The following is a 25,331-nucleotide window of genomic DNA, read 5'->3' as shown; positions in this document are numbered from 1 at the left end:
AACAAAGAAAATATTTGACTGTTTTTCAATTAAAAAAATGAGAACCGCAAAATAGGAAAAAACATTTAGCTAAAATAACAATATATCGCTATAAAAAAATCCGCACTGAAGAGCACGGATTTTTATGTTTGATTTACGTCTGAAAAATTATTTCACACGCGAAACATATTCACCTGAACGGGTATCTACTTTGATGACTTCGCCTGTTTGTACGAATAATGGAACACGCACTACTGCACCGGTGCTTAATGTCGCTGGTTTACCGCCTGTACCTGCTGTATCACCTTTTAAGCCTGGATCTGTTTCTACAATTTCTAATTCAACGAAGTTTGGTGGGGTAACAGAAATTGGCGCACCGTTCCATAAAGTAACGATACAATCTGCTTGATCTAATAACCATTTTTCTGCATCGCCGACGGCTTTTGCATCGGCAGAATATTGTTCAAATGTTTCTGGGTGCATAAAATACCAGAACGCATCATCTTTGTAAGAATAGGTTAAGTTAAGATCCATCACATCTGCGGCTTCGACGGAAGTACCCGATTTAAAGTTGACATCTAACACTTTACCTGAAATTAATTTACGAATACGAGTGCGAGTAAATGCCTGACCTTTACCCGGTTTTACAAATTCATTTTCAACAATAACGCAAGGTTCACCATCTTGCATAAATTTTAGACCTGGTTTGAAGTCAGTGGTAGTATATGTAGCCATATTATCCTCAAATAAAAAGAGATTGTTTTTAAAAGTGCGTATTTTAACCCGAAATATCCCCATTAGAGAAGTAGAAAATTGGGCTGATCATCTCGCCAATGCCATTTCAGATCCAAAAATCTTGTTGGAACAATTAAACCTTCCTCTTTCTCTTTTTGAAAAAGATTTTGCCGCACGCAAGCTGTTTCCTTTGCGTGTTCCGTTGCCTTTTGTAGCGCGAATGGAAAAAGGTAACCCAAACGATCCGCTCTTTTTACAGGCGATGACTTCCCATTTAGAATTTGTGCAGGCAGAAGGATTTAGCAAAGATCCATTAGATGAACAGCATACACCCGCGCCCAATATTTTGCATAAATACCATAATCGTTTGTTGTTTATGGTAAAAAATAGCTGTGCAATTAATTGTCGCTATTGTTTTCGCCGCCACTTTCCTTATGCTGAAAACAAGGGCGATAAAAAAAATTGGCAAAAAGCCCTAGATTATATTGCGCAACATTCAGAAATTGATGAGGTGATTTTTTCAGGTGGCGATCCACTTATGGCGAAAGATCACGAGCTAGAATGGCTCATAAAACAATTAGAAAAAATTCCGCACTTACAACGTTTACGTATTCATAGTCGCTTGCCGGTGGTTATTCCACAGCGGATTACCACCACACTTTGTGCGTTGCTGGCACAATCTCGCTTACAAACGGTGCTGGTTACCCACATCAATCACCCCAATGAAATTGATGAAAATTTAGCACAAGCAATGGCGAAGCTGAAAAAATCCGGTATCACTTTGCTTAACCAAGCGGTCATACTGAAAAAGATTAATGACAACGCCCACACTCTTAAAACCTTAGGTGAGCAACTTTTTCGTATTGGTATTTTGCCTTATTACTTACATTTGTTTGATAAAGTGGAAGGGGCAAGCCATTTTTATCTTGATGATGAAAGTGCGGTAAAAATTTACAAAGAATTACAAACACTCACGTCAGGCTATTTAGTGCCTAAATTAGCACGAGAAATAGCGAATGAACCAAATAAAACATTATATTCCGCGTAATTCGGCATAGAACAATGACAAAATATCCTTTAAAATAAGCGAAATTTACACCGCACTTACGCTAAGTGCTTTTAATTAATATTAAGGAATCACTGTGACTGAACAACATAAACCTCAAAATAACACAGATAGCGCGGCTCAAAATGAATTAAATTTAGAATTTAATCAAATGGAACCTATCACGCCGAAAAAACACATTACTCACGAACCCTCTTTACTTGATAAAGCCAAAGCGCTGATGGAAGGGTTAGGAAAAAAAGAACAAGCAACTGAACAGGCTGAACCCGTGATTGCAGAAACAACCACGAGTAACGAGCAGAAGAATGTTGAAGAAAGTCTTGCAGAAGAAAACACCCAAACACAAAATGAACCAGCTCCTATTAGCAAAATAAATAAACCTGAACGTTGGGCAATTTTAGGCTTTATTCCAGCAAAATACCGCCGTATTTTTATTGTTTTATTACTTGCGGTGATCATTTTATTGATTATCTCTTGGCTAAAACCAAGTGCGGATACCGTAAATGCTTTTGAACAGCCATCAAACAGCATTCCAACCCAGTTCCAATCACTTAATCAAGAACAACCTTTGGAAAATAATGTGTTGGATAACTTAAACCAAGGGCAACAACCGGCACAGCAAGCAGATGCACAAAACACACAAAGCAACAATGAGAATGCCCAAACAGCAACAACCGCAAGTGCAGAAAATAATGCAGACAATGCGCAAAGCAATCCAGCTACAAGCCCTGAACCTGTTGCGCAACCAAGCCCTCAAACAGAGCAACCTGTGCCAGCGGTGAAACCACAACCAACCTCCGTTGAGCCAAAACCAGTGGTAGATACAGCAAAAACCGCAAGCAAACCAGCTACACAAACCACACCAAAAGCACAACCTAAACCGGTGGTAAAAGCAACAACACAAACAACCAATACCAGTAAGCCAAAAGCGGAAAACAAAGCACAAACCGTGAAAAAAGTGGACGCGAAAGTTGAGAAAAAAGTGCCTGTGGTTGAAGCAAAACCAGCGACAAGCAAAACAGCTGGCACGAGCAAAACCCTGACCATTCCACAAGGCGTATCGCTTATGCAGGTATTCCGTGATAACAACCTGAATATTTCAGATGTGAATGCGATGACAAAAGCAAATGGCGCTGGCAATGCCTTAAGTAGCTTTAAACCCGGTGATAAAGTACAGATTTCAGTCAATTCACAAGGGCGTGTGGAACAACTTCGCTTAGCAAATGGCAGCACCTTTATTCGTCAGGCTAATGGGACTTATCAATATAAGAAATAAGCTGTAAGCTGTTAAAAGAAAAAAATGGCGGAATCTGATGTTCCGCCATTTTGCTTTTATCCATTACAAAAAAGAATAAAATTACAACCGCTCTTTTTCACCACCAAACTCATCAAGTAGATTTTCTGTCAGCTTGGCTAAAATGCCGGTCATTAATACAAAATCAGCGTCAAAACGTTGTGCGACATCTTCTTTCAAAATATCGTCATTTTTTTCCCGCACTTCATCGGCAAACTTCAAACGTTTTAAGGTGCCATCTTCATTGAGTACAAACATAAGATGCGCCTCCCATTCTAAAGCCAGCTTTGTAATCACTTTACCTGATTGTAAAAGCGACAAAATTTCCTGTGCATCTAATGCTTGTTGTTTGCAACGAATGACGGCATTATCTTGATCGCCCCGTAATTCTGCATCTTCTAAAGGAATTAACCATTCTGGCGTATTTTCCTCGCTCACCCATTTACTCATTACTGCACTTGGCTCATAAGCAAAAGCAAGTGGCACAACAGGCAAAGAGCCGAGAGATTTTCGCAATAAAGCTAAGGCATCTTCTGCTCTTTTGCTGGAGGCAGCATCGACATAAATTAGCTGATTTTCACTATCCACCCAAATCGCCGTTTCCTGATACTTGCTAAAAGCACGTGGCAGCAACATTGCTACCACATCATCTTTTAGCGCTTGCTTTTCTACTTTCTTTAATTTGCGATTTTCTTTTTGCTCAAGTTCATTTATACGTTGCGCTAATTCCCGTTTTATCACTTGCGCTGGGAGCATTTTTTCTTCTTTACGTGCAACGAATAAAATCTGTTTTCCCACAGAGAAATGCAACAATTCACTGGTTTTTAATGGAGAAATCCAACCAAACTTTTGCATATCTCCCTGTCCACAAGGATGAAACTCACATTGCGCAAGCTGGGCTTGTAAATATTCAGCTGACCAATCTAATTCTTTTGTTAAACGATAGGTCATAACGTTCTTAAACCACATAGGCATTCCTTACTTATTCAGGTAAAATGAGCAGATAAAAACTTATTGTAACTGATCTAAGGCAAAAATATGCAACAGAAATTGATTACATTTATCGGTGGCGGAAATATGGCACAAGCGATTGTGTTTGGTTTACTGAAAAATGGCTATCCTGCGGATAAAATTACCGTGAGCGATCCTAACGCAGATAAACTGGCATTGTTTGCTGAGCGCCAAGTCAATATTTCGCAAAATAATCTACAAGCCATACAAAATGCGGAAGTCGTGGTGCTAGCCGTGAAACCACAATCCCTTGCGGAAGTGTGCCAGCCCTTAAGTGCGGTGGATTTTGGTGAAAAATTAGTGATTTCTATTGTGGCAGCAATTTCCGTGCAAAAACTGACCGCACTTTTACCTTCTGCACAGCATATTATTCGTGTAATGCCGAATACGCCGGCGCTCGTTTCTGAAGGAATGGCAGGCTTATTTGCAGACAAGAACGTTCCTGCCCCTTTCAAAACCTTTGCTCAAGATCTGATGAATGCAGTGGGAAAATCTTGCTGGGTAGAAAATGAAGCACAAATGCATCTTGTTACCGCAGGTTCTGGGAGTAGCCCCGCTTATTTTTTTCTGTTTATGGAAGCAATGGAACACGCCTTAAAAAACTTAGGGTTAAAGGCACAAACCGCTCGCCTATTGATACAACAATCGGCATTGGGCGCGGCAAAAATGGTGCAACAACAGCCTGATATGGCAATTTCGACCTTACGGGAAAATGTTACCTCAAAAGGTGGCACAACGGCAGCGGCACTAAATGTCTTCCAGCAACAGCAATTATCGCACACGGTGCAACAAGCCATTGAAGCGTGCGTGCAACGCTCACAAGAAATGGAAAAATTATTTTAATGAAAATTAGCCCTTTTAATTGGTTAGCCTTGAGCTTTTTTGGCTATTACTGTGCCTATGGCGTGTTTGTGCCATTTTTTCCTGCGTGGTTAAAATCTCAATCTTACAACGAGGAAATTATTGGCTTTATTATTGCCAGCTCTTATGTCTTCCGCTTTTTAGGCGGGATCGGCTTTTCCGCAATGATTAAAAAAGCAGGGCATTTGCTCAATGCTTTACGTTATCTCGCTTGGGCAAGTTGTGGCGTAATGCTTTATATAAGCTTTGTGGCGGAAAGTTTCCCTTTGCTCTGCCTTGGCATTGCCTTATTTGCAATGATTAATGCGGCGGGAATGCCATTAAGTGATACCCTTGCAACCACTTGGCAACAGCAAATCAATCTAGATTATGGCAAAGCACGATTGATCGGCTCAGCCGCCTTTGTCGTAGGCGTAACATTGTTTGGTAATCTCATTGGCTTTATTGGTGAACATTCTACGGTATGGATTTTAACCGCACTGTTAGCCCTTTATGCCATAATGCAAATGCCAACGCCTAAGGTTTTGCCGCAAGATACCCAAGCAAGTGCGGTGGAAAATTCCGTTGGATTTTTGCAATTATTAAAGAATAAATGCACGCTACGTTTAATTATTGCCATTTCGCTCATTCAAGGATCACACGCGGCTTATTATGCGTATAGCGTGTTATATTGGCAAAGTATCGGCATTTCTGTGCAAACAACCAGTTTGCTGTGGGGCTTAAGTGTCGTCGCAGAAATTTTGCTCTTTTTCTTTTCGACCAAATTATTCCGTTTCTGGAAAGTCAGTACACTGTTTTACTGCGCCGCCATCGCCTGCGTGGTGCGTTGGGGCGTGTTAGGCAATGCAACAAGCCTTTGGTTAATTGCCTTAGTGCAATTATTGCACAGCTTAACCTATGCGCTCGGACATTATGCTATGGTGCGTTACATCACCACACAGCCACAAAATACGATGGCTAAATTACAAGGGCTTTATAATGGTATTTCAGGTTCGGCGGTGATTGCCTTGCTCACCGCGTTGGCTGGCGTGTTATACCCGATTTCGCCACAAATGGCCTTTACTTCAATGATGATTTTTGCCTTACTTGCCCTACCCATTATTCCACGTAAAGTGGAAGCCTTTTTAGTGCGAAGAGTAGAATAGGATTCGTAATGAAAGACAGTGCCTTAATCGATCTTTTTCTTAACGAACAATGGCTAGAGAAAGGACTTTCAGAGAATACCATTCAATCCTACCGCTTAGATCTCAGTGCGGTAGCAAATTGGCTGGAAAAACAAAATCTCACCTTTGAAAGCTTAGACGCCATTGATTTACAAGGTTTTCTTGGAGAGCGATTGGAGGCGGGTTACAAAGCCACAAGCACCGCAAGATTATTGAGTGCATTGCGAAAATTCTTTCAATATTTATATCGAGAAAAATACCGTGCGGACGATCCAAGTGTCCTCTTAACTTCACCAAAATTACCGAGCCGATTACCCAAATACTTAACGGAACAACAGGTTACGGATTTACTTAACACCCCTTGTGTGGAAGTCCCCTTAGAATTACGCGATAAAGCGATGTTAGAATTGCTTTATGCCACAGGCTTACGGGTTACCGAGCTGGTTTCACTGACCCTTGATAACATCAGCGTACAACAAGGCGTTGTGCGTGTTATTGGTAAAGGTAACAAGGAACGCATTGTCCCCATCGGCGAAGAAGCAACCTATTGGGTAAAACAATTTATCCTTTATGGCAGAATGGCATTACTTGATGGATTACGCTCAGATGTGTTATTCCCCAGCCGCCGTGGTACACAAATGACAAGGCAAACGTTCTGGCATCGCATTAAACATTATGCGATTTTAGCGAATATCGACAGCGAAGCCCTCTCCCCACACGTCTTACGCCACGCTTTCGCCACCCACTTAGTGAATCACGGTGCCGATCTGCGTGTCGTACAAATACTATTAGGCCACAGCGATCTCTCCACAACACAAATCTACACCCACGTTGCCAAAGAACGTTTAAAACACTTACACGAAAGATATCACCCAAGGGGATAAAATTTGTAAAAAACCACCGCACTTTCTAAAGTGCGGTGGTTTTTTCTTAGATTTTATTCAATCCCAATCAGCTTATGTGTTTGAAGACTTAATTGCCATTTTGGTTTATTCGGGCGTTGGTTTAGTAAGCCTAATTGGGTAATCGTGTGGAGCAAATTCATTTCGCCATTGGTTTCGCAAGGTGAAAGGTAATAATGCTCTGCCTCAATTTGCTTTTCAATGAATGCACAAAATGCTTGTACATCTGCATCTGCCACAATGCGAACTTCATTGGCTTGAGCAATACAGCGTTGGCGGTATTTCTCAACATAAGCACGCTTAGGGCTGGTGGCGATATAATCAATTTGTGCGGGAATCGGTTTTAATCCATTGGTTTCAATAGCAAGAAAATAACCGTCCGCCTTAAGTTGCTCAAGCAATAAGCTAAGTTGCGGTTGAATCGTCGGCTCTCCTCCTGTGATAATAATATTTTTCGCCGAAAACGACCGCACTTTTGCTAAGATTTGCTGTAACGACCACGGCTCAAAATCATTGTAGGGCGTATCGCACCAAGGACAAGCTAAATTACACTTTCCAAAGCGGATAAAAATACAAGGCATTCCCGTATTTGCCCCTTCGCCTTGCAAACTCTGGAAAATTTCTACAATGGGATAGCTTGGATTAGAGATCAATTCCACCATTACTCTTCCCGATATTCACAAAATGAAGTGGGCGTTTCCCACAAACGAATGGCACTAATCGGCAAGTGTTCGCTCAAGCGTTGAAAAATAAAGCGAGCCATTTCTTCTGCGGTGGTACGGGTTGGCATAGCAAAGGTTTTGGAATTAAGATCTTGTAACAATCGTGCAATTTTGCTTTCTCGTTCGCTCGTTTCATCATAAATAAACGCATGATCCATTGGGCTAAGAATCTGTTCTTTTACGATCTGTTTTAGATCGGAAAAATCCATCACCATTCCTTTTTTTGCCCCGCTGGCGTGTAGCTCCCCCTGCACTTCCACTTGCAATTTATAAGTATGTCCGTGCAGATTTTGACATTTGCCATCGTGTCCATCTAACAAATGTGCCATATCAAAACTGAATTCTTTAGAAACTTTAAACATTTTGCCCCGCACTTTTTTGTTGTAAATATTCGCTTAAGCCTTTATTGCGCAATACACAGCTCGGGCATTCGCCACAACCACCTTCCACGCCCATATAACAGGTGTGAGTATGGTTGCGAATATAATCCAATGCACCTAGGCTATCTGCCAATGCCCAAGTTTGTGCTTTGGTAAGATACATCAACGGTGTGCGAAGATTAAAATGGTAATCCATCGCTAAGTTAAGCGTTACATTCATCGACTTGATAAATACATCACGGCAATCAGGATAACCACTGAAATCGGTTTCACACACGCCCGTGATAATGTCAGAAATGCCTTGTCCTTTTGCATAAATGGCGGTGTAAAGCAGAAATAATGCGTTGCGTCCATCTACAAAGGTGTTGGGCAGTTGATCTTTTTCTTGCTTGATTTCTGCGTCTTTGTTCATTAATGCATTTGTTGTGATCGCTTTAATCACGGAGGTATCAATGAAGGTTTGTTTTACACCAAGATCTTGTGCGATCCATTTCGCCTTTTCTAACTCTATGGCGTGGCGTTGTCCGTAGTGGAAAGTGACGGTTTCCACATTTTCAACACCATAATCCGCAATAGCTTGAATTAAACAGGTGGTGGAATCTTGCCCACCAGAAAAGATAACAACCGCTTTACGGTTGTGATTTTTGAATGTTGTCATAAAATTTCCTAGTTTTTTTGCGTGGGAGGGTTGCGAACCACGGGTACAGCTAGATTTTATCTAGCCACGAAATAAGGGCGATATTGTACAACAAAGGGGAAATGAGGCAAAGAAAAAGCCCGCAAAAGTGCGGGCTAAAATAGAAAAGTTTTTAATTAAACGAATCTTTTAAACGTTCCTCTGCACGGCGAGATTCATTTTTATGTTGTAATTTATTCAGCTGACGTTCAAGTTTCTCTTCCACTTCATTAATCGCCTTATACATATCATCAGCTTCACTACTTGCAAATAAATCACCAAATGGTGTGCCGATAGAGGCTTCCACCGCAAAGCCTTTTGGTACTTTATTCAAAATAAAATGAGGATTAATCAGTTGAGTTTGCCATTTTCCTAATTTAGCAAGTCTTTCTTCAATATGAGCGCGGATTGCTGGGGTGATGTCCATTTGTTTACTTGTGATATTTAGAGTCATAGCATTTACCTCTCTTTTGATTGTAAGTATTTCTACTTGTGTGAAATCTCATACCTACAACATAGTCCCGTTAGAGGAACTTTTCAAGGGCTTTATTTAAGAATAAAAAAGAAAAATGTAAATTTATGATCTAAGTAGAAGATTTCAAAAAAGAGACTTTCATTTTATGGAAAAGTTGTTATTATTCCTAGGTTCATATTCATAAATAGCTTCTCTTTTAAGTGCCAATTCGCTAAATAAACGTTGAACAATGTGTTCAATCAATTTCCGGTTCTCTCTTTCAAAATAGCAAAAAGCACAGTAAAAGGCGATTTTCTACTGTGCTTCAATGAATGACCAATGTTTATTTAACGTTTTCTAATCGTCTGCATCTTGATGTGCAATGCTTAAACGTTCAAAATAGCTTCTTGTTTCGTCAAGTACGACTTTGCGTAAACCAATTAACGCAATAAGATTTGGGAATGCCATTAGTCCGTTTACAATATCTGCCAAAATCCAAATGGTTTCAAGATGAATAAACGCCCCACAAGCCACCATAATAATAAAGATAAAACGGTACGCTTTTACCCCTTTAACACCGGCAAGATACACAAAACAACGTTCACCATAATAACACCAGCCTAAAATCGTGGTGAATGCAAAGAATAATAATCCAAGGGTTACAATCGTACCACCTGCTGCTGTTCCCAGACCTTCCGAAAAGGCAAGATTGGTTACTGCTGCACCGGCTTCTGGTGATTGCCAAGCACCTGTTAGCACAATGACAATGCCCGTCATCGTACAAACGATAAGGGTATCTAAGAATGTTCCCGTCATTGAAATCAAACCTTGACGTGCAGGTTCTTTGGTTTGTGCAGCAGCGGCTGCAATTGGCGCACTTCCTAAGCCTGATTCATTTGAGAAAATGCCTCGTGCCACACCCGATTGAATCGCTTTCATTACGGTATAGCCTAATGCTCCCCCTAAGGCAGATTGTGGATTGAACGCACTTTCAATAATTAATCCTACTGCGGCAGGGACTTGCTGCCAGTTCAAGGTGATAATGACGATAGAAATCGCGACATAAAGCACGGCCATAAAAGGTACAATGATGGCCGCCACAGAAGAAATGCGTTTAATGCCACCTAAAATGATCGCGGCAACCAACAAGGTGATAATTGGTGCCATTATTTCCACAGGAATATGAAAGCTATTCTGCATTGCGTGCGTAATGGCTTGCACCTGCGGAAACGTCCCAATACCGAAAAAGGCCACCAAAATACCACAAATTGCAAATATTTTTGCAAGCCATTTTATACCTAGCCCACGTTCAATGTAGTACATCGGGCCACCAGCAACAAAACCACGTTTATCAATAATGCGATATTTCACCGCCAGCAAACATTCTGCGTATTTCGTTGCCATACCAAACAATGCCACTAACCACATCCAAAAAATTGCCCCGGGACCACCAGCCTGCACGGCAGTTGCTACCCCAACAATATTTCCCGTTCCAATGGTAGCCGCTAATGCCGTACTTAAAGCTGCGAAGGCGGAAACATCACCTTTTCCTTTTTGCGCCCCTTTTTCACGTTTAAATAAATAACTTAACGCTCTCGGCAATTGAAAAACTTGAATAAACCCTAAACGAAAGGTGAAATAAAGCCCTACGCCAGACAATAAAATTAATAAGGGCGGTCCCCAAATAAAGGCATTAATTGATGATAATAATTGTGTCATTGACATTGAATGTTCCTCGTAAAAAAATTGCGGTTTACAAGGAGGCGAAAAGAGTTTGGCGAATAGAAAAAAGACAACGCAAAGCCTTGCGTTATATCACCTGAAATAATCTCTTGCCCCTGTCCTTTTGCCTGAGCGTTTGAAAAACGATGAAAATTTACACCGCTCTTTTGCGCCTTCGGCGTCCATTTGCCTATGCAATGGATCTCTCCAAGGGTTCGTCCAGTAACAGTCCTCGCTAACTTAATAGCACCTGAAAGATTTTTCCTCGTCGGTGCAGGGTTAATTCCCTACTCTCCAGCTACCTTCGTCCGAACATACTTTTATAAAAAAGTGCGGTGGATTTTAGCAAGATAATTTTCATTTCTCAATCCTTTTGCGAGAATTGACAGCAATGTATAGAAAATGGTAGTAATGCTGTTTTAATAACACACCATTACTACGCAAAATAGATGAATTTCCAGTGAAAATTTGGAGGGGGTAAGAGATTAACGGGTTTCACGCAGCCATTTTCTTTCGATATAGCTACAACTTGGTACTAAATTTAATTGATGTTCTCGCACAAATTGCACCAACGCTTGATAAAGTTTATCTGCCACCCCTTGCCCACGTAAACGCTCCGATACATACGTGTGATTGGCATTAATGCTATGGGTGTCAATAAAGTAATAAGTGAGTTTTGCCACTTTCTGCCCTTGATCATCAAGCACAAAAAACTCACCATCTTGTTGATTTTGTTGATGTTGAATATTCATTTTTTTCCTTATTTGCTATATTTTTTAACTAGCCACGCCAATCTTCATCGAAATTCGCATTGGTGGCAAAATCCGCTGTTTCACAAGGAATGGCTTTTTCTTCATTTGCCCATTCACCTAAATCAATAAGCTGGCAACGCTTGCTACAAAAAGGACGATACTGACTTTCTGGCGTCCAAGGTACGGCTTTTTGACACACTGGACAAGGTACTTCAAAAATTTCTTCACGCATTATTTCTTGTTTTTTCCTTCGCAAATTGTAAATATTGATGGTGCAATTCTAACACTTTTTGCCTCAAATAAGGCAGATTTTGGCTTAATTCTGGCTCGTTATTCACCACATCATCTGCAACAGATAAGCGTTTTTCTCGGCTTACTTGTGATGCCATAATCTTTTTAATCAAGACCATTTTATTTTGATCTCGCTTCGCAGCACGCAACAACTGGGTTTCTGGCAACACATCAATAACTAGCACGCGATCACAAAATGCAGTGAGATCATTTTCGATCAACAACGGCACAACCCACAACACATAAAGAGATTGACTTTGAGCGAGCTGATGCAACATTTCACGACGAATTGCTGGGTGAAGTAAATTGTTCAGCCAAACTTTTTCCTGTGGACACTCAAAGACAATTTGGCGTAAGGCTTGGCGGTTTAATTCCCCCGAATCCAATAAAATTCCCGCGCCAAAATGCTCAGCAATTTTCTCCAGTAACGGAGAGCCTTTCGCCACAACCTCTCGTGCTACAATATCTGCATCAATAATTTCTACCCCTAACTCGGCAAATAAATCCACAATGGTACTTTTACCACTGCCAATGCCACCCGTTACGCCAACAATATAGCTCATTCTTTTCTACCCTTGTCTTATTTTGCTTAAATCATACGCGCTCTTATTTACTGAAGCAATAAGAGGCTAAATGCCGAAAGATTTAAAAAAGGTGCAAAAGGAATTTGTTGATAATCACGCTTACGTAATTTTTGTATGCTACAAAAAAGAAGCCCATAAAAAGAAGCAAGAAAAACAAAGTGGGGCAATTGTGGTAAGGCTATTCCCGCTCCAAGCGCAAAGGCAAGCCAAGCATCGCCTTCGCCTAACATTGTTTTATGCAACATTATTTGACTTATGCTACAAATTCCATAAAAAATAAGCAAAATTATCACCGCACTTGTTAAACCTTGCGCTAACGATACAGATACAATTTGCCAATGTACGCCTAGCAAGGTCCATAAGAACAGCCAAATACATAACAACGGAGAAATTAATCGGTAAAGCCAATCAATAATACTGATTAAAATAACAAAACTGAGCCAAATTGCCCACCATAATGCGATATAAGGATCAGCATTTAGCTTGCGACACAATACAAATAGTCCCGCAAAGGCAAAAATATAATACAAAAAACCACCGCACTTTTTATTTTGCCACAAGGAATGTGGCATAGGTGTTTCTTTTTGCTGTGGTTGAAAAAGTGTACAATAATCGTGCCACACGCTTTGCTTTAATCGTTGAGCAAATGTAGCAACAAATATAAAAATCAGTAGCCCCACTAATCCACCAAACAAAAATGTCGCAACATCTATCATTGAATCATTGATCCCATATTGAAAATTGGTAAATACATTCCGAATAAAACAGCCCCGATCAGGCCACCAATAATCAGCATCAAAAGTGGTTCAAGCAATTGAGAGAGGAGATCCACTTGATGATTGAGATCTTGCTGATATTTATCAGCAATATGTTGTAGCATTTGGGCGACCTGTCCGCTTTCTTCACCAATTTTTAGCATTTGTTGCGCAGTCATTGGAAAAAAATCACTGGCTACGCTGTCAGAAAGTTTATAGCCCTGATTAAGCCAATATAACGCCGTTTCTACGGCTTGATTTAACACCTGATCTGCCACATCATTTTTTTCTACTTGCCAACTTTGCCGTTTTGGCAAAAAAGATTGTAGTGCCACATTTAACGGCACACCGGAACGCAACATTAACGCAAGCGCTTGACTAAATCGAATCAAGCGCGCTAATTGCGTGATCTTGCCTAAAATTGGCATTTTACTGAGACATTGATTTTTCCATTTGATTAACCTTGATGAGCGTTTTAAACGAAAACGAATAAAGACCAAAGTAAGTATAAACAAACAACCTAGTTGCCAAAAATGTTGTTGTAGTCCTTCTGAAAGATGCAATAAAAACGTGGTAAATACAGGCAAATTGGCACCATTATTCGCGTACATCTCGGCAAATTGTGGCACGATAAAAATTAGCAGTAACAACGTTAAAAGCAGGGAAATACCTAGCACCAGCATTGGGTAAAGTAAAATTTTTTGGATTTTCCGTTGCAAAATTAAAGATCGCTGACGATGTTGGGCGATTTGCTCACACACCTGTGCGAGCTTGCCTGTCATTTCGCCAACTTGAATGAGTTGCTGTTCTTGCTGTGAAAAATATTTTCCTTGTTTTTCAATCCCTTGTGAAAAACTTAATCCACTTTCAAGATCATTAATCAATTGCCCAAGCCAAAGATTTAAGGAAATGACCGTACAATTCTGTGCTAATAACTGCAAACTTTGCTTCATCGGCACCGCAGATTTTAGCAATAATGCGAGCTGGTTAATCAATTCGTATAACTCATTTGCTTTTGGCTTGCGCGGCAATTGCCAGTTGCGCTGCAGTTTGATATTTTGCAACTGTCGCTGAAACAAAGCTTGTCGTGCCATTTCAACATTCTCAGCCACGATCATTCCTTGTTGTTTTTGTTGTAAAAAATTATAGGCTTGCCAATTAAACAGTTTCATTATTCCTTCATTCATTTATCCGCAGTCGCTATGTTTAGCCTATCCCAAAAAATCCACAAAAAAACCACCGCACTTTATTTTTACGATCAAGATCGCAAAAATAAATAGTCATCTTGCAGATTAAAAATATTCTGCTACTTTATTAAGCATTTTTTGTTGAGAAAATTCAATAAGATAAGAATTTATAAAATTTCACTCCAAAAAGTCTTGAAATAATTCATCAAAAAAAGTGTGTTTTTTAACCACATAATAAAAAAGATGAGATGAATCACAATTTTTATTTAATACAGTGCAAAATCCGTGATCTTCATCACATTATTTTGGAGCATTTTAGTTTAGAATGCGTGCCTGATTTTATAGTACTTAAACCATAACCACTTGTATAAGGAGTCCTTATGGCTATTGCGATCATCATCGCAACACACGGCGTGGCGGCAGAACAACTGCTCAAAACGACCGAAATGTTGATTGGTGAACAAGAAAATGTTGCCACGATCGATTTTGTTCCCGGCGAAAATGCTGAAACGATTATGGCAAAATATCAGGAAAAACTCAGCACAACCCTTGCGCATTGTGATGAAGTGTTATTCCTTGTCGATACTTGGGGTGGTAGTCCGTTTAATGCGGCAAACCGAGTATCAGAAGGAAAAGACAATATGGATATTGTTACTGGGGTAAACGTGCCAATGTTGGTAGAAACCTTTATGGCTCGCGATGATGGCCCTAGTTTGCAAGAATTGGTGGCAATTGCCTTAGAAACAGGACGAACAGGTGTCCGTGCCTTAAGATATGTGGAAGAAGAGCCAGAGCAAGCACCACAAGCCGTTGCTCAAGCCGCACCAGCACCAAGCCAACCAGAAGTCGTAACGCCAAATAAAGAGGGACATCTCGTTATTGGGCTTGCGCGTATTGATGACCGATTAATTCACGGTCAAGTTGCCACTCGCTGGACAAAAGAAAGCAAGGTTTCTCGCATTGTTGTCGTCAATGACGATGTAGCAAAAGATAGCGTTCGTTCCACAATGCTGAAAAGCGTTGCCCCTCCCGGGGTAACAGCACACGTTGTAGGCGTAGAAAAAATGATCCGCGTTTATAATAACCCAGAATATGCTGGCGAGCGTATGATGCTGTTATTTACTAATCCAACCGATGTGCTAAAACTGCTTGAAGCAGGATTTGATATGAAATCGATCAATATTGGTGGTATGGCATACAAAGATGGTAAAAAAATGATTACCAGTGCCGTATCCGTTGATGATAAAGATATTGACGCATTCAAAGCCATTGACGCAATGGGTGTGGAACTTGATGTGCGCAAAGTATCAAATGATAGCCGTCAATATATGATGGATTTATTAAAGAAAAACAATCTTGTATAAGGGATGACTATAATGGAAATTTCAACACTACAAATTATTCTTGTCTTTATTGTTGCCTGTATTTCAGGTATGGGATCAATCCTTGATGAATTCCAAACTCACCGCCCATTAATTGCTTGTACGCTTGTTGGTTTAGTCCTCGGTGATATTAAAACAGGGATTATCGTTGGTGGTTCGTTAGAATTACTCGCTCTGGGTTGGATGAATATTGGTGCAGCACTTGCGCCAGATGCCGCCCTTGCTTCTGTCGTTTCTACGATCCTTGTGATTGTTGGCGGTCAAGAAATTACCACCGCAATCGCCTTGGCGATCCCACTTGCTGCCGCAGGTCAAGTACTAACTTATGTTGTGCGCGCCATCACTGTTGGTTTCCAACACGCTGCCGATAAATCCATTGAAGACGGTAATTTAAACCGCTTAGACTGGATTCATTGCAGTGCCTTAATTTTACAAGCAATGCGTATCGCTATTCCAGCCTTGATTGTTGCCTTAACCGCAGGAACAGACGCTGTACAATCAATGCTAAATGCGATTCCGCCAGTAGTTACAACAGGTCTAAAAATTGCCGGTGGAATTATCGCCGTGGTAGGTTATGCAATGGTGATTAATATGATGCGTGCGGGGCATTTAATGCCATTTTTCTACGCAGGTTTTGTGGTTGCCGCCTTTACGAATTTCAACCTTGTTGCCTTAGGTGTGCTAGGTGCAATTATGGCAGCACTTTATATCCAACTTCACCCAAAATACAACCAAAGTAAACAAGTGGTGCAAGTGGTTTCTAATGGTAACAATGATCTTGATAACAGATTAGATTAATGGGGTAAGAAAAATGACAACAGAAATGAAAAAAGTAACCCAAAGTGATTTAAATAAAGTCGTAATGCGTTCTAACCTTTTTCAAGGCTCTTGGAACTTTGAACGTATGCAAGCGCTCGGTTTTGCTTATTCAATGGTTCCCGTGATTAAACGCTTATACCCTGATGCGAATTCACAAGAACGTAAAGATGCAATCAAACGCCATTTAGAGTTTTTCAATACTCAACCCTTTGTTGCAGCACCTGTTCTTGGTGTAACCATTGCGATGGAAGAAGAGCGAGCCAATGGGAAAGAAATTGATGATGCAGCAATCAACGGGATTAAAGTAGGGCTAATGGGGCCTCTAGCTGGTGTGGGTGATCCGATTTTCTGGGGAACAGCACGCCCTGTATTTGCTGCACTCGGCGCAGGTTTAGCACTAAGTGGAAGCATTCTTGGTCCATTATTATTCTTCTTTTTATTCAACCTTGTACGTTTAGCAACCCGCTATTACGGTGTGGTTTATGGCTATAAGAAAGGGCTTGATGTTGTACAAGATATGAGTGGCGGATTATTGCAAAAACTGACCGAAGGTGCATCTATTCTCGGTCTCTTTATAATGGGGGCGCTGGTACAAAAATGGACAAGCATTAATGTACCTCTGGTGGTTTCTACCATTGAAAAACAAGATGGTACAATTGAGGTTACCACCGTGCAATCTATCCTTGATAGCTTGATGCCGGGTTTACTGCCATTGCTATTTACCTTTGCTTGTATGTGGCTATTACGCAATCGTGTCAATGCGTTATGGATTATCGTGGGTATTTTTGTCATCGGTATCATCGGTGCTGCAACAGGTATTCTCGCTTAATCGTTACTTAAAGACAGAATAATGATAAAATTAAACTCTCCTCGAACTTTCGTGGAGAGTTTATTTTTTACATAATCAGAATACGGACGTTGTTATGATCAATACCGCTTTATTAGTCTTTATCATTCTTTATTTTTTATATGCTTTCTACGATCAATTCCTTATGGAAAAACGCTTTGGAGAAACGGTCTTAAACGTGCGTTTACGTCGTAAATCAAAAATTGAAGGCATTATTATGCTTGCGCTAGTTGGTATCGCGATTTATCAAGCCTTACCACAAGGCATTGAACCTTACACAATGTTTTTATTGGTAATGTTTGGCATTTTAATGATTTATCATTTCTTTATCCGCTACCCTGTCTTTATTTTGAAAAAAGAAGGCTTTTTCTTAAATAATCTTTATTTGCAATATGCTTACATTAATACCATTAATATTGGTGAAAATGGTTTCTTGCAGTTAGTGCTAAAAAATGGAAAAGCCGTGCCTTTAGCCGCACAAAATCCTAAAGATGTGGAAAAAATTTTGCAATATCTCACTGATAGCGGACGCATTTCACAAGCTCAAAATGCTGTAGAGCAAGCAAAACAAAAATCTACCGCACACCACAGCGAAAAACAAAATAAAAAAGGAAAATAACTATGCTTTACCCATTAAACGGCAAGCTTCAACATTATGTTTGGGGCGGACAGCAATTTTTACCAGAATTTCTGGGCATTCCAGCGCAACAAAATGAATATTACGCAGAATGGTGGTTAGGAGATCACAATTCTGCGCCATCAATCATTAAAGAAAATGGCACATCACAACCATTAAACGCATTTTTAGCCAAAAATCCCACCGCACTTGGCGTAGCAAGCCAAGCTCAATTTGGTCAAAGTTTACCTTATTTACTCAAAATTTTAGATGTAAAACAGCCCCTTTCGATTCAGCTTCACCCAACAAAAGCACAAGCAGAAGCGGGTTTTGCTAAAGAAAATGCCCTCGGTATTGCACTTAACGATCCAACGCGAACTTATAAAGATAATAATCATAAGCCGGAAATGATGATCGCGCTGTCCGATTTCTGGCTCTTACACGGCTTCAAAACCAAGCAAGCAATTATCGAAACACTACAAGCTCGCCCATCTCTTGCACTGCTTGCTGAAAAACTTGCACAACAATCTTTAGCGGATTTTTATGCTGATCTGATGCAAGCAGAGCAACAAACACTCGCTATGTGGCTTAATCCGATTATTCAAGCTAATCAAACGGCTTATGCACAACATCAGCTTAGCCTTGATAATCCTGATTATTGGGTACTTTACACGATGGAAGCAATGCAAATTCCACCTGAAAAACTTGATGTAGGACTGATTTGCTTCTACTTATTTAATATTGTCGAAGTAAAAAAAGGTGAAGGTATTTTCCAAGATGCGGGGATTCCACACGCCTATTTACGCGGTCAAAATATTGAATTAATGGCTTGCTCCGACAATGTTATTCGTGGTGGTTTAACCCCAAAACACGTTGATATTGCTGAATTGTTGAAAATTATTGACTACCGAGAAGTCATACCGCAAATTATCCCTATTGCACCAAAAAATGAGCCAGTTTTTACTTACCAAACACCCGCAAAAGACTTTGCCCTCACTCAAGTGAGCTATCAACAAGGTGAACAACATCGTTTACATTCACAAAGTGCAGAAATTTTATTAGTAATGCGTGGCGAATTAAAAATTAGCGAAAATTCCACCGCACTTCACTTAAAACAAGGTCAATCCACCTTTATCAGCGCAGACTCTGAATATTCAATAACAGGAATTGAAGAAGGCTACGCTGTGATTGCGAGGTTACCAACACAATTATAATGCTCCTTACATCAAGAAAAAGCGGTGAACTTTCCTTCACCGCTTTATATTTTTAAGATTCATAGCCCACATCTTCCAACGTTGGATTTTCTGCACCTTGTTTTGCAAGTTGATCACAAATTTCATTTTCTCGATGTCCACTATGTCCTTTCACCCACTGCCAATGAATTTGGTGTCGTTGTGTTTCATTATCGAGCAATAGCCATAAATCTTGATTTTTCACAGGTTTACCCGTGCTAGATTTCCAATTATTTTTTTTCCAATTAAAAATCCACTTAGTCATACCATTTTTCATATATTGACTATCACTATGTAGCGTTACCTGACAAGGTTCTTTTAAGCTCGCTAAAGCCGCTATGACGGCTCGCAGTTCCATTCGGTTATTTGTTGTTTTGAAATAACCTTTTGAAATTTGTTTTTCGTGCTGTTTGTAGCGCAATAGAATTCCAATGCCCCCCCTGCCGGGATTGCCTAAACACGAACCATCAGTGAAAACGTCAATATGCTTTAACATAAATTCAAATAAATTTAGCTATAATTTTTTTTCAAATGGGGCGATAATACCGCAAAATTGAGTAAAGAGATAGGAAAACTATGACAACGCCACTTCTTCCTGAACGTCAAATTGTACTGGATACCGAAACTACGGGGATGAACCAATTTGGTGCGCACTATGAAGGACATTGCATTATTGAGATTGGTGCGGTTGAATTAATCAATCGCAAATACACAGGGCGAAAACTGCATTTATACATCAAACCAGATCGCCCCGTTGATCCCGAGGCAATTAAAGTTCACGGGATTACCGATGAGATGTTGGCAGATAAACCAAATTTTTCTGAAATTGCGCAGGAATTTATTGATTTTATCCAAGGGGCTGAATTGCTTATTCATAACGCGCCCTTCGATGTCGGGTTTATGGATTATGAATTTCAAAAGCATAAATGCAATGTGAAAACCAGCGATATTTGTACTGTTACCGATACCTTACAAATGGCTCGCCAACAATATCCCGGCAAACGCAATAGCTTAGATGCCCTTTGTGATCGCCTTCACATTGATAATAGCAAACGTACCTTACACGGGGCGTTGCTTGATGCGGAAATCCTGGGCGATGTCTATTTAGCTATGACCGGTGGGCAAACAAGTTTGTTTGACGAAGCAGAAACCGAAGAGCCAATACAACAAATTGAGGAAGAGGTACAAATTGAAAGTGCGGTGCTTTTTTCGCAAGATTTCACGGTGATTACCCCTGACGATGCAGAAGAGCAAGCACATTTAGATTATTTAAAATTGATTAACAAAAAAAGCAAAGATAATTGCCTATGGATGAAGCGAACTGAGGACGAAACCTTACATTAACGCTCATTCATTAATCAGTTAAACAGTGAGGCATAAAAATTGCTTGACGAACTTTTCGTTCACTATTATTATGCCTCTTGCTAATGCGGAGTGGTAGTTCAGCTGGTTAGAATACCTGCCTGTCACGCAGGGGGTCGCGGGTTCGAGTCCCGTCCATTCCGCCAATTTAGCATATTAGATTCGGAGCGGTAGTTCAGCTGGTTAGAATACCTGCCTGTCACGCAGGGGGTCGCGGGTTCGAGTCCCGTCCGTTCCGCCAATCTTTTTACCATCTCAATAAATATTTCTCAATTTTCAAGTCATATTCCCTTATATCAAGACCTAGTAAGTAGGTTAAATATAGCTATAAATAATAGCTACGAGGTTTTATCTATACATAAATAAAATGAATAAAAAATAACTGACCAAAAATCAATCATAAAAAAATTGCTAAGAAAATAAAAATAAACTAAATTTAACAAAACCCTCCGCCAGCTCACATATTGCCTTATTTACATTTTTATCGCTTATTTTTAGCCAGCCTAAGTAATAAAAAGCACTACTACACTGATCTGACCCAAAGCACTTGTTGTTTGAAACTTTAAGTATATTTCGTCATAAAAAATCTGCACCTTAATCAGTTAGTTGTTTAGTCCAACTTTTGGGGTGCAGATCACACATCATTGCAATAGCGCTTTTTCAGACTATCTTAATTTATGCCTGCAGCAACTCTCAATTCTTCAGCACGATCCGTTTTTTCCCAAGGGAATTGCTCACGTCCAAAATGCCCATAAGCTGCGGTTTGGCGGTAGATTGGTTGAATGAGATCAAGCATTTTAATTAATCCATAAGGGCGTAAATCAAAAAACTTACGCACTAAATTTACCAATAATGCATTGCTCACTTTGCCCGTGCCAAAGGTTTCCACCATAATGGAAGTCGGCTCAGCCACACCGATGGCATAAGAAAGCTGAATTTCACAACGATCAGCTAAACCAGCGGCAACAATATTTTTTGCTACATAACGTGCGGCATAAGCGGCAGAGCGATCCACTTTTGAAGGATCTTTGCCCGAAAATGCCCCACCACCGTGACGAGCAGCGCCACCATAGGTATCAACAATGATCTTACGTCCAGTTAGCCCACAATCTCCCATTGGACCACCAATTACAAAACGCCCTGTTGGGTTAATGAAATACTTGGTATCTTTGCCAAGCCATTCACTTGGTAGGACAGGTTTAATAATTTCTTCCATTACACCATCATAGATGTCTTGTTGGCTCACGCTATCCGCGTGTTGAGTTGAAAGCACCACGGCATCAATGCCAACAATTTTATCATTTTCATATTTTAGGGTAACTTGGCTTTTCGCATCTGGACGTAACCAAGGCAAGGTGCCGTCTTTACGTACTTGTGCTTGGCGTTCCATTAAGCGATGTGCATAAGTAATCGCTGCCGGCATTAATACATCAGTTTCATTGGTGGCATAGCCAAACATAATACCTTGGTCGCCTGCACCTTGATCTAATGGGCTTTCACGATCCACCCCTTGATTAATGTCGGAAGATTGTTTTCCAATAGCATTTAACACCGCACAAGAATGGCCATCAAACCCCATATCAGAATGTTTGTAACCAATATCACAAATTACTTGGCGTGTTAGATTTTCAATATCCACCCAAGCAGAGGTGGTGATTTCCCCCCCTACAAGTGCCATACCTGTTTTCACATAGGTCTCACACGCCACACGAGCTTTGGGATCTTGTTTGAGAATTTCGTCTAATACCGCATCAGAAATTTGGTCAGCAATTTTATCTGGATGCCCTTCTGACACTGATTCGGAAGTAAATAAATAAGATGACATAGCTTTCCTTAAAAGATTAAAATTAAATTTTAGATGTTTTTGCGTCTAGACGGCTATAATACGCTTTTTCGTTTAGAAAGCAAGCATTAATTCACTTGCTCACTTTCTTTTACCAAAGGAAAAAATCCGTTAAATTTACACCGCTGTTCGTTTTAGTATTCGCCATAATAATAGGTTCACGCCACGCAATAGCATTAGTAAAAAGCATAAGAAATACAAAGGCATATCACCTAATTGAGCATAAGGCGTTTTACCTACTGTTGGTGCAATACGTTGTGTTAAAGTGGTTTCCACAAACTGTGGAGCTTGAGCGATCACCTCACCTTTCGCATTAATAAAGGCGGTGATTCCAGTATTGGTGGCGCGAATTTCAGGTTTCCCCAATTCTAAAGCACGCATTCTTGCCATTTGTAAATGTTGCCAAGGACCGATGCTGTTGCCAAACCACGCGTCATTGGAAATGGTCAGCAAGAAATCGGTTTCCACGTTCAGATTTTTCTGCACTTGTGAACCAAAAATAATTTCATAGCAAATTGCTGGGGTAAATTTCCGTTGTTTAGCTAAAAATGGCTTTTGTACTTCTTCCCCTGATTGGAATGCCGACATCGGTAAATTAAACACCGAACCCAGCGGACGCAAGAGGTTTTCCAATGGCACATATTCACCAAATGGGACAAGATGATGTTTATTATAGCGGTTGTGAGTTTGCTCGCTATAAGGTAAATCAGGATCACCTAAGTTTATGATAGAATTAAATAATTTTCCTTTTTGCCAATCTTGATAAATGGTTCCAATCATCACTTGCGTCCCTGTATCTTTGGTTGCTTGCTGTAAGGAAAGTAAAAATCGCTGAATATCATTTTCTAAAGTTGGTAATGCGGCCTCAGGCAAAATGATAAGATCTGTTTTACCTAAATACTGAGCAATAAGACGCCCATAAATTCCTAAGGTTTGGCTAAGATAATGTGGTTCCCACTTCAAGTTTTGCTCAATATTCCCTTGCACAAGGGTGATGGTTAAGGCTTTCTCTGGCTTTTCCTGCACATAATTCGCGGAAGATGGCCACATTGCTAAACCGCTAATAATCAGACATAACACCGATTGTGAAGCAATCATTAACCATTTTTTATCTTTCTGTAATAAGTGAGAAATCAGTGAAAAAAGCACCGCACTTACCCACATAACAAAGAAAGTTAGCCCCTGTACACCAAAAATTGGCGCAAGTCCTGAAAATGGACTGTCAATTTGTGTGTAACCCAATTGTAGCCACGGAAAACCGGTAAATAACCAACCGCGTAAAAACTCTGTGAATGTCCAAAGCACAGGATACAGTGCGAGATTATTCACCTTAAAGCGTTGAATAAAATAGGCAAACAGTGTTGGAAATAAGGCAAGATACGCCGCCAGCAATACCACTAACACATAGCTGAGCCACAACGGTGAGCCTCCAAATTGGTGAATGCTCACGTGTAGCCAATTCACGCCAAAGCTAAAAAAGCTCAGGCCCCATAAAAATGCACCACAAAGTGCGGTGCTTTTTTTCGCTGTTTTTGCCACCCATAATAACCCTAATAGGGAAAGATAGGCGAGGCCCCAAAAATCAAAAGGAGAAAAAGCAAAAACACCTAATCCCCCAGATAATAAAGCAATAAGATAAATTAATTGTGATTTCATTGCGCGCTATTGTAATTTTCTTCGTGAGTTGCTATTTCTTCCAAACATTCATCAGGCACGGTAACACGCAACTGAATAATGCGACGACTGTCTGCGGAAGTCACTTTAAAGTGTAAGTTTTCAAGGGTAATCTCTTCCCCCCGTTTTGGTAAATGACCGAAGGCTTGCATTACCACACCACCCACCGTATCCACTTCTTCATCCGTAAAATGCGTGTGGAATTGCTGGTTGAAATCTTCAATATCCGTTAATGCACGCACAGCGTAAGTATGACGAGAAAGCTGACGAATATCTGCCACATCTTCTTCATCAAATTCATCTTCAATATCACCAACAATTTGCTCTAAAATATCTTCAATAGTTACTAATCCTGACACCGCGCCAAATTCATCAACCACAATCGCCATATGAAAGCGCTCAGAACGGAAATCTTTTAACATTCTATCTACACGCTTACTTTCCGGCACGATGACCACTGGGCGAAGCAGAGAAAGTAAATCAAATTCTTCCGCATTAGAACGCAAAAATTTTAGCAAGTCTTTCGCGTGTAAAATCCCAGCGATATTGTCTTTTTCATCGGTAATCACTGGAAAACGTGAATGCGCACTTTCAATAATGGTTTCCAAGCAAGCATCCAGATCCTGATCGGCTTCAATAAACACAATTTGCGAACGCGGGATCATAATATCACGCACACGTAATTCAGCGATTTCCATTACCCCTTCAATCATTTCACGGGTATCTTGATCAATTAATTCATTTTGTTCGGAATCACGGATCACTTCCACTAATTCCTCACGGTTTTTCAACTCACCTTGGAAAAATCGCCCAAATAGGGATTGCAAAAAATTCTTTTTATTTGTGGTTTCTAAGCCAGTATTTTGGCTATCATCGGTCATTTTGTTCTCTCTTATCGTTAATTGAGGGAGGTTTAATCAAAATATGTCCGCACTATCATATCAAAACTTAACTACGGGGCAAGCGATTATGAAGATTTTCCTTACCCTCAAAAAAATGAAATACGACAAAAAAGTACCGCA

General features: G+C 40.3%; 27 protein-coding genes, 2 tRNA genes and 2 riboswitches. Of the genes, 13 read left to right on the top strand and 16 right to left on the bottom strand.

The window, feature by feature from the left end:
• Window positions 1–147: 147 nt before the first annotated feature.
• On the bottom strand, window positions 148–714 hold the full coding sequence (efp, locus tag L4F92_RS03690; RefSeq protein ID WP_103854617.1) for an elongation factor P: 567 nt from the start codon (window positions 712–714) through the stop codon (window positions 148–150).
• Window positions 715–748: 34 nt separating this feature from the next.
• On the opposite strand from efp, the gene epmB reads away from it, so the two are divergent.
• Both epmB and L4F92_RS03680 read left to right on the top strand, forming a co-directional pair.
• Entirely contained in the window at window positions 749–1,762 is a 1,014-nt protein-coding gene (epmB, locus tag L4F92_RS03685; protein ID WP_250364247.1) for an EF-P beta-lysylation protein EpmB, read from the top strand.
• 94 nt (window positions 1,763–1,856) lie between these two features.
• The gene (locus tag L4F92_RS03680) at window positions 1,857–3,056 is read left to right on the top strand and encodes a LysM-like peptidoglycan-binding domain-containing protein (protein ID WP_250364246.1); all 1,200 of its coding nucleotides are present in this window, start codon (window positions 1,857–1,859) and stop codon (window positions 3,054–3,056) included.
• An 81-nt stretch (window positions 3,057–3,137) separates the two neighbouring features.
• Here the strand turns inward: L4F92_RS03680 and rdgC are convergent, their stop codons facing one another.
• Window positions 3,138–4,043, bottom strand: a complete 906-nt coding sequence (gene rdgC / locus L4F92_RS03675; protein WP_250350723.1) for a recombination-associated protein RdgC — start codon at window positions 4,041–4,043, stop codon at window positions 3,138–3,140.
• Between the two features lie 69 nt (window positions 4,044–4,112).
• Between rdgC and proC the strand changes: the two genes are divergently transcribed.
• From proC to xerD, 3 genes are read left to right on the top strand one after another with little or no spacing between them, the layout of a single operon-like run.
• A complete protein-coding gene (gene proC / locus L4F92_RS03670) occupies window positions 4,113–4,928 on the top strand; it encodes a pyrroline-5-carboxylate reductase (protein WP_250364245.1) in 816 nt (271 codons plus the stop codon).
• Complete coding sequence (locus tag L4F92_RS03665; protein WP_250364244.1) at window positions 4,928–6,091, top strand: 3-phenylpropionate MFS transporter; 1,164 nt, start codon at window positions 4,928–4,930, stop codon at window positions 6,089–6,091. The genes proC and L4F92_RS03665 overlap by 1 nt, the downstream gene beginning before the upstream one ends.
• 8 nt (window positions 6,092–6,099) lie before the next feature.
• Window positions 6,100–6,993, top strand: coding sequence for a site-specific tyrosine recombinase XerD (gene xerD / locus L4F92_RS03660; RefSeq protein ID WP_250364243.1), 894 nt, complete (start codon window positions 6,100–6,102; stop codon window positions 6,991–6,993).
• Window positions 6,994–7,046: 53 nt separating this feature from the next.
• Here xerD and L4F92_RS03655 read toward each other — a convergent pair whose 3' ends face one another.
• The 10 genes from L4F92_RS03655 to L4F92_RS03610 form a co-directional block, all read right to left on the bottom strand.
• Window positions 7,047–7,673, bottom strand: a complete 627-nt coding sequence (locus L4F92_RS03655) for a 7-carboxy-7-deazaguanine synthase QueE (RefSeq protein ID WP_250364242.1) — start codon at window positions 7,671–7,673, stop codon at window positions 7,047–7,049.
• Window positions 7,673–8,095, bottom strand: a complete 423-nt coding sequence (gene queD, locus L4F92_RS03650; RefSeq protein ID WP_250364241.1) for a 6-carboxytetrahydropterin synthase QueD — start codon at window positions 8,093–8,095, stop codon at window positions 7,673–7,675. The genes L4F92_RS03655 and queD overlap by 1 nt, the downstream gene beginning before the upstream one ends.
• Entirely contained in the window at window positions 8,088–8,771 is a 684-nt protein-coding gene (queC, locus tag L4F92_RS03645; protein WP_250364240.1) for a 7-cyano-7-deazaguanine synthase QueC, read from the bottom strand. The genes queD and queC overlap by 8 nt, the downstream gene beginning before the upstream one ends.
• A gap of 2 nt (window positions 8,772–8,773) precedes the next feature.
• A riboswitch (PreQ1 riboswitch) is annotated at window positions 8,774–8,818 on the bottom strand.
• Between the two features lie 104 nt (window positions 8,819–8,922).
• Complete coding sequence (hpf, locus tag L4F92_RS03640; protein ID WP_250350742.1) at window positions 8,923–9,243, bottom strand: ribosome hibernation-promoting factor, HPF/YfiA family; 321 nt, start codon at window positions 9,241–9,243, stop codon at window positions 8,923–8,925.
• Window positions 9,244–9,600: 357 nt separating this feature from the next.
• Complete coding sequence (locus tag L4F92_RS03635) at window positions 9,601–10,968, bottom strand: alanine/glycine:cation symporter family protein (protein ID WP_250364239.1); 1,368 nt, start codon at window positions 10,966–10,968, stop codon at window positions 9,601–9,603.
• A 103-nt stretch (window positions 10,969–11,071) separates the two neighbouring features.
• Window positions 11,072–11,186, bottom strand: a riboswitch (glycine riboswitch).
• Between the two features lie 264 nt (window positions 11,187–11,450).
• Window positions 11,451–11,717 (bottom strand): GNAT family N-acetyltransferase, encoded by a 267-nt coding sequence (locus L4F92_RS03630; protein WP_250364238.1) that lies wholly within the window; start codon window positions 11,715–11,717, stop codon window positions 11,451–11,453.
• Window positions 11,718–11,745: 28 nt separating this feature from the next.
• Window positions 11,746–11,949, bottom strand: coding sequence for a DNA gyrase inhibitor YacG (yacG, locus tag L4F92_RS03625; RefSeq protein ID WP_250350745.1), 204 nt, complete (start codon window positions 11,947–11,949; stop codon window positions 11,746–11,748).
• Entirely contained in the window at window positions 11,942–12,571 is a 630-nt protein-coding gene (coaE, locus tag L4F92_RS03620; protein ID WP_250364237.1) for a dephospho-CoA kinase, read from the bottom strand. The genes yacG and coaE overlap by 8 nt, the downstream gene beginning before the upstream one ends.
• Before the next feature lie 47 nt (window positions 12,572–12,618).
• A complete protein-coding gene (locus tag L4F92_RS03615) occupies window positions 12,619–13,308 on the bottom strand; it encodes a prepilin peptidase (protein ID WP_250364236.1) in 690 nt (229 codons plus the stop codon).
• A complete protein-coding gene (locus L4F92_RS03610; protein WP_442778762.1) occupies window positions 13,305–14,519 on the bottom strand; it encodes a type II secretion system F family protein in 1,215 nt (404 codons plus the stop codon). The genes L4F92_RS03615 and L4F92_RS03610 overlap by 4 nt, the downstream gene beginning before the upstream one ends.
• A gap of 395 nt (window positions 14,520–14,914) precedes the next feature.
• Here L4F92_RS03610 and manX point away from each other — a divergent pair, with 395 nt between their 5' ends.
• The 5 genes from manX (at window position 14,915) to manA (ending at window position 19,412) form a co-directional block, all read left to right on the top strand.
• Window positions 14,915–15,898, top strand: coding sequence for a PTS mannose transporter subunit IIAB (manX, locus tag L4F92_RS03605; RefSeq protein ID WP_250364234.1), 984 nt, complete (start codon window positions 14,915–14,917; stop codon window positions 15,896–15,898).
• Between the two features lie 12 nt (window positions 15,899–15,910).
• Window positions 15,911–16,714, top strand: coding sequence for a PTS mannose/fructose/sorbose transporter subunit IIC (locus tag L4F92_RS03600; protein ID WP_250364233.1), 804 nt, complete (start codon window positions 15,911–15,913; stop codon window positions 16,712–16,714).
• A gap of 13 nt (window positions 16,715–16,727) precedes the next feature.
• Window positions 16,728–17,564, top strand: coding sequence for a PTS mannose transporter subunit IID (locus L4F92_RS03595; protein WP_250364232.1), 837 nt, complete (start codon window positions 16,728–16,730; stop codon window positions 17,562–17,564).
• Window positions 17,565–17,658: 94 nt separating this feature from the next.
• The gene (locus L4F92_RS03590; protein ID WP_250364231.1) at window positions 17,659–18,201 is read left to right on the top strand and encodes a YobD family protein; all 543 of its coding nucleotides are present in this window, start codon (window positions 17,659–17,661) and stop codon (window positions 18,199–18,201) included.
• A gap of 2 nt (window positions 18,202–18,203) precedes the next feature.
• Complete coding sequence (gene manA, locus L4F92_RS03585) at window positions 18,204–19,412, top strand: mannose-6-phosphate isomerase, class I (protein WP_250364230.1); 1,209 nt, start codon at window positions 18,204–18,206, stop codon at window positions 19,410–19,412.
• Between the two features lie 52 nt (window positions 19,413–19,464).
• On the opposite strand, the gene rnhA is transcribed toward manA, so the two are convergent.
• Entirely contained in the window at window positions 19,465–19,926 is a 462-nt protein-coding gene (gene rnhA, locus L4F92_RS03580) for a ribonuclease HI (protein ID WP_250364229.1), read from the bottom strand.
• An 80-nt stretch (window positions 19,927–20,006) separates the two neighbouring features.
• On the opposite strand from rnhA, the gene dnaQ reads away from it, so the two are divergent.
• From dnaQ to L4F92_RS03565, 3 genes are all read left to right on the top strand, one after another.
• On the top strand, window positions 20,007–20,774 hold the full coding sequence (gene dnaQ, locus L4F92_RS03575) for a DNA polymerase III subunit epsilon (protein ID WP_250350755.1): 768 nt from the start codon (window positions 20,007–20,009) through the stop codon (window positions 20,772–20,774).
• Between the two features lie 87 nt (window positions 20,775–20,861).
• Window positions 20,862–20,938 (top strand) — tRNA-Asp (locus L4F92_RS03570).
• An 18-nt stretch (window positions 20,939–20,956) separates the two neighbouring features.
• Window positions 20,957–21,033: transfer RNA gene (locus L4F92_RS03565), tRNA-Asp, on the top strand.
• Window positions 21,034–21,462: 429 nt separating this feature from the next.
• Here the strand turns inward: L4F92_RS03565 and metK are convergent.
• The 3 genes from metK to corC all read right to left on the bottom strand — a co-directional run bounded on the left by metK (window position 21,463) and on the right by corC (window position 25,190).
• Window positions 21,463–22,617 (bottom strand): methionine adenosyltransferase, encoded by a 1,155-nt coding sequence (metK, locus tag L4F92_RS03560; RefSeq protein ID WP_250364228.1) that lies wholly within the window; start codon window positions 22,615–22,617, stop codon window positions 21,463–21,465.
• Between the two features lie 135 nt (window positions 22,618–22,752).
• Complete coding sequence (gene lnt / locus L4F92_RS03555) at window positions 22,753–24,291, bottom strand: apolipoprotein N-acyltransferase (protein ID WP_250364227.1); 1,539 nt, start codon at window positions 24,289–24,291, stop codon at window positions 22,753–22,755.
• The gene (corC, locus tag L4F92_RS03550; protein WP_250350758.1) at window positions 24,288–25,190 is read right to left on the bottom strand and encodes a CNNM family magnesium/cobalt transport protein CorC; all 903 of its coding nucleotides are present in this window, start codon (window positions 25,188–25,190) and stop codon (window positions 24,288–24,290) included. Before corC ends, lnt begins: the two co-directional genes overlap by 4 nt.
• Between the last annotated feature and the right edge of the window lie 141 nt (window positions 25,191–25,331).

It is taken from the genome of Avibacterium sp. 21-595, assembly GCF_023611905.1.
In the GTDB taxonomy this organism is placed as follows: Bacteria; Pseudomonadota; Gammaproteobacteria; order Enterobacterales; family Pasteurellaceae; genus Avibacterium.
The sequence above is the reverse complement of the archived record's forward strand: the minus strand, read 5'-3'. Positions and strand labels throughout refer to the sequence as shown.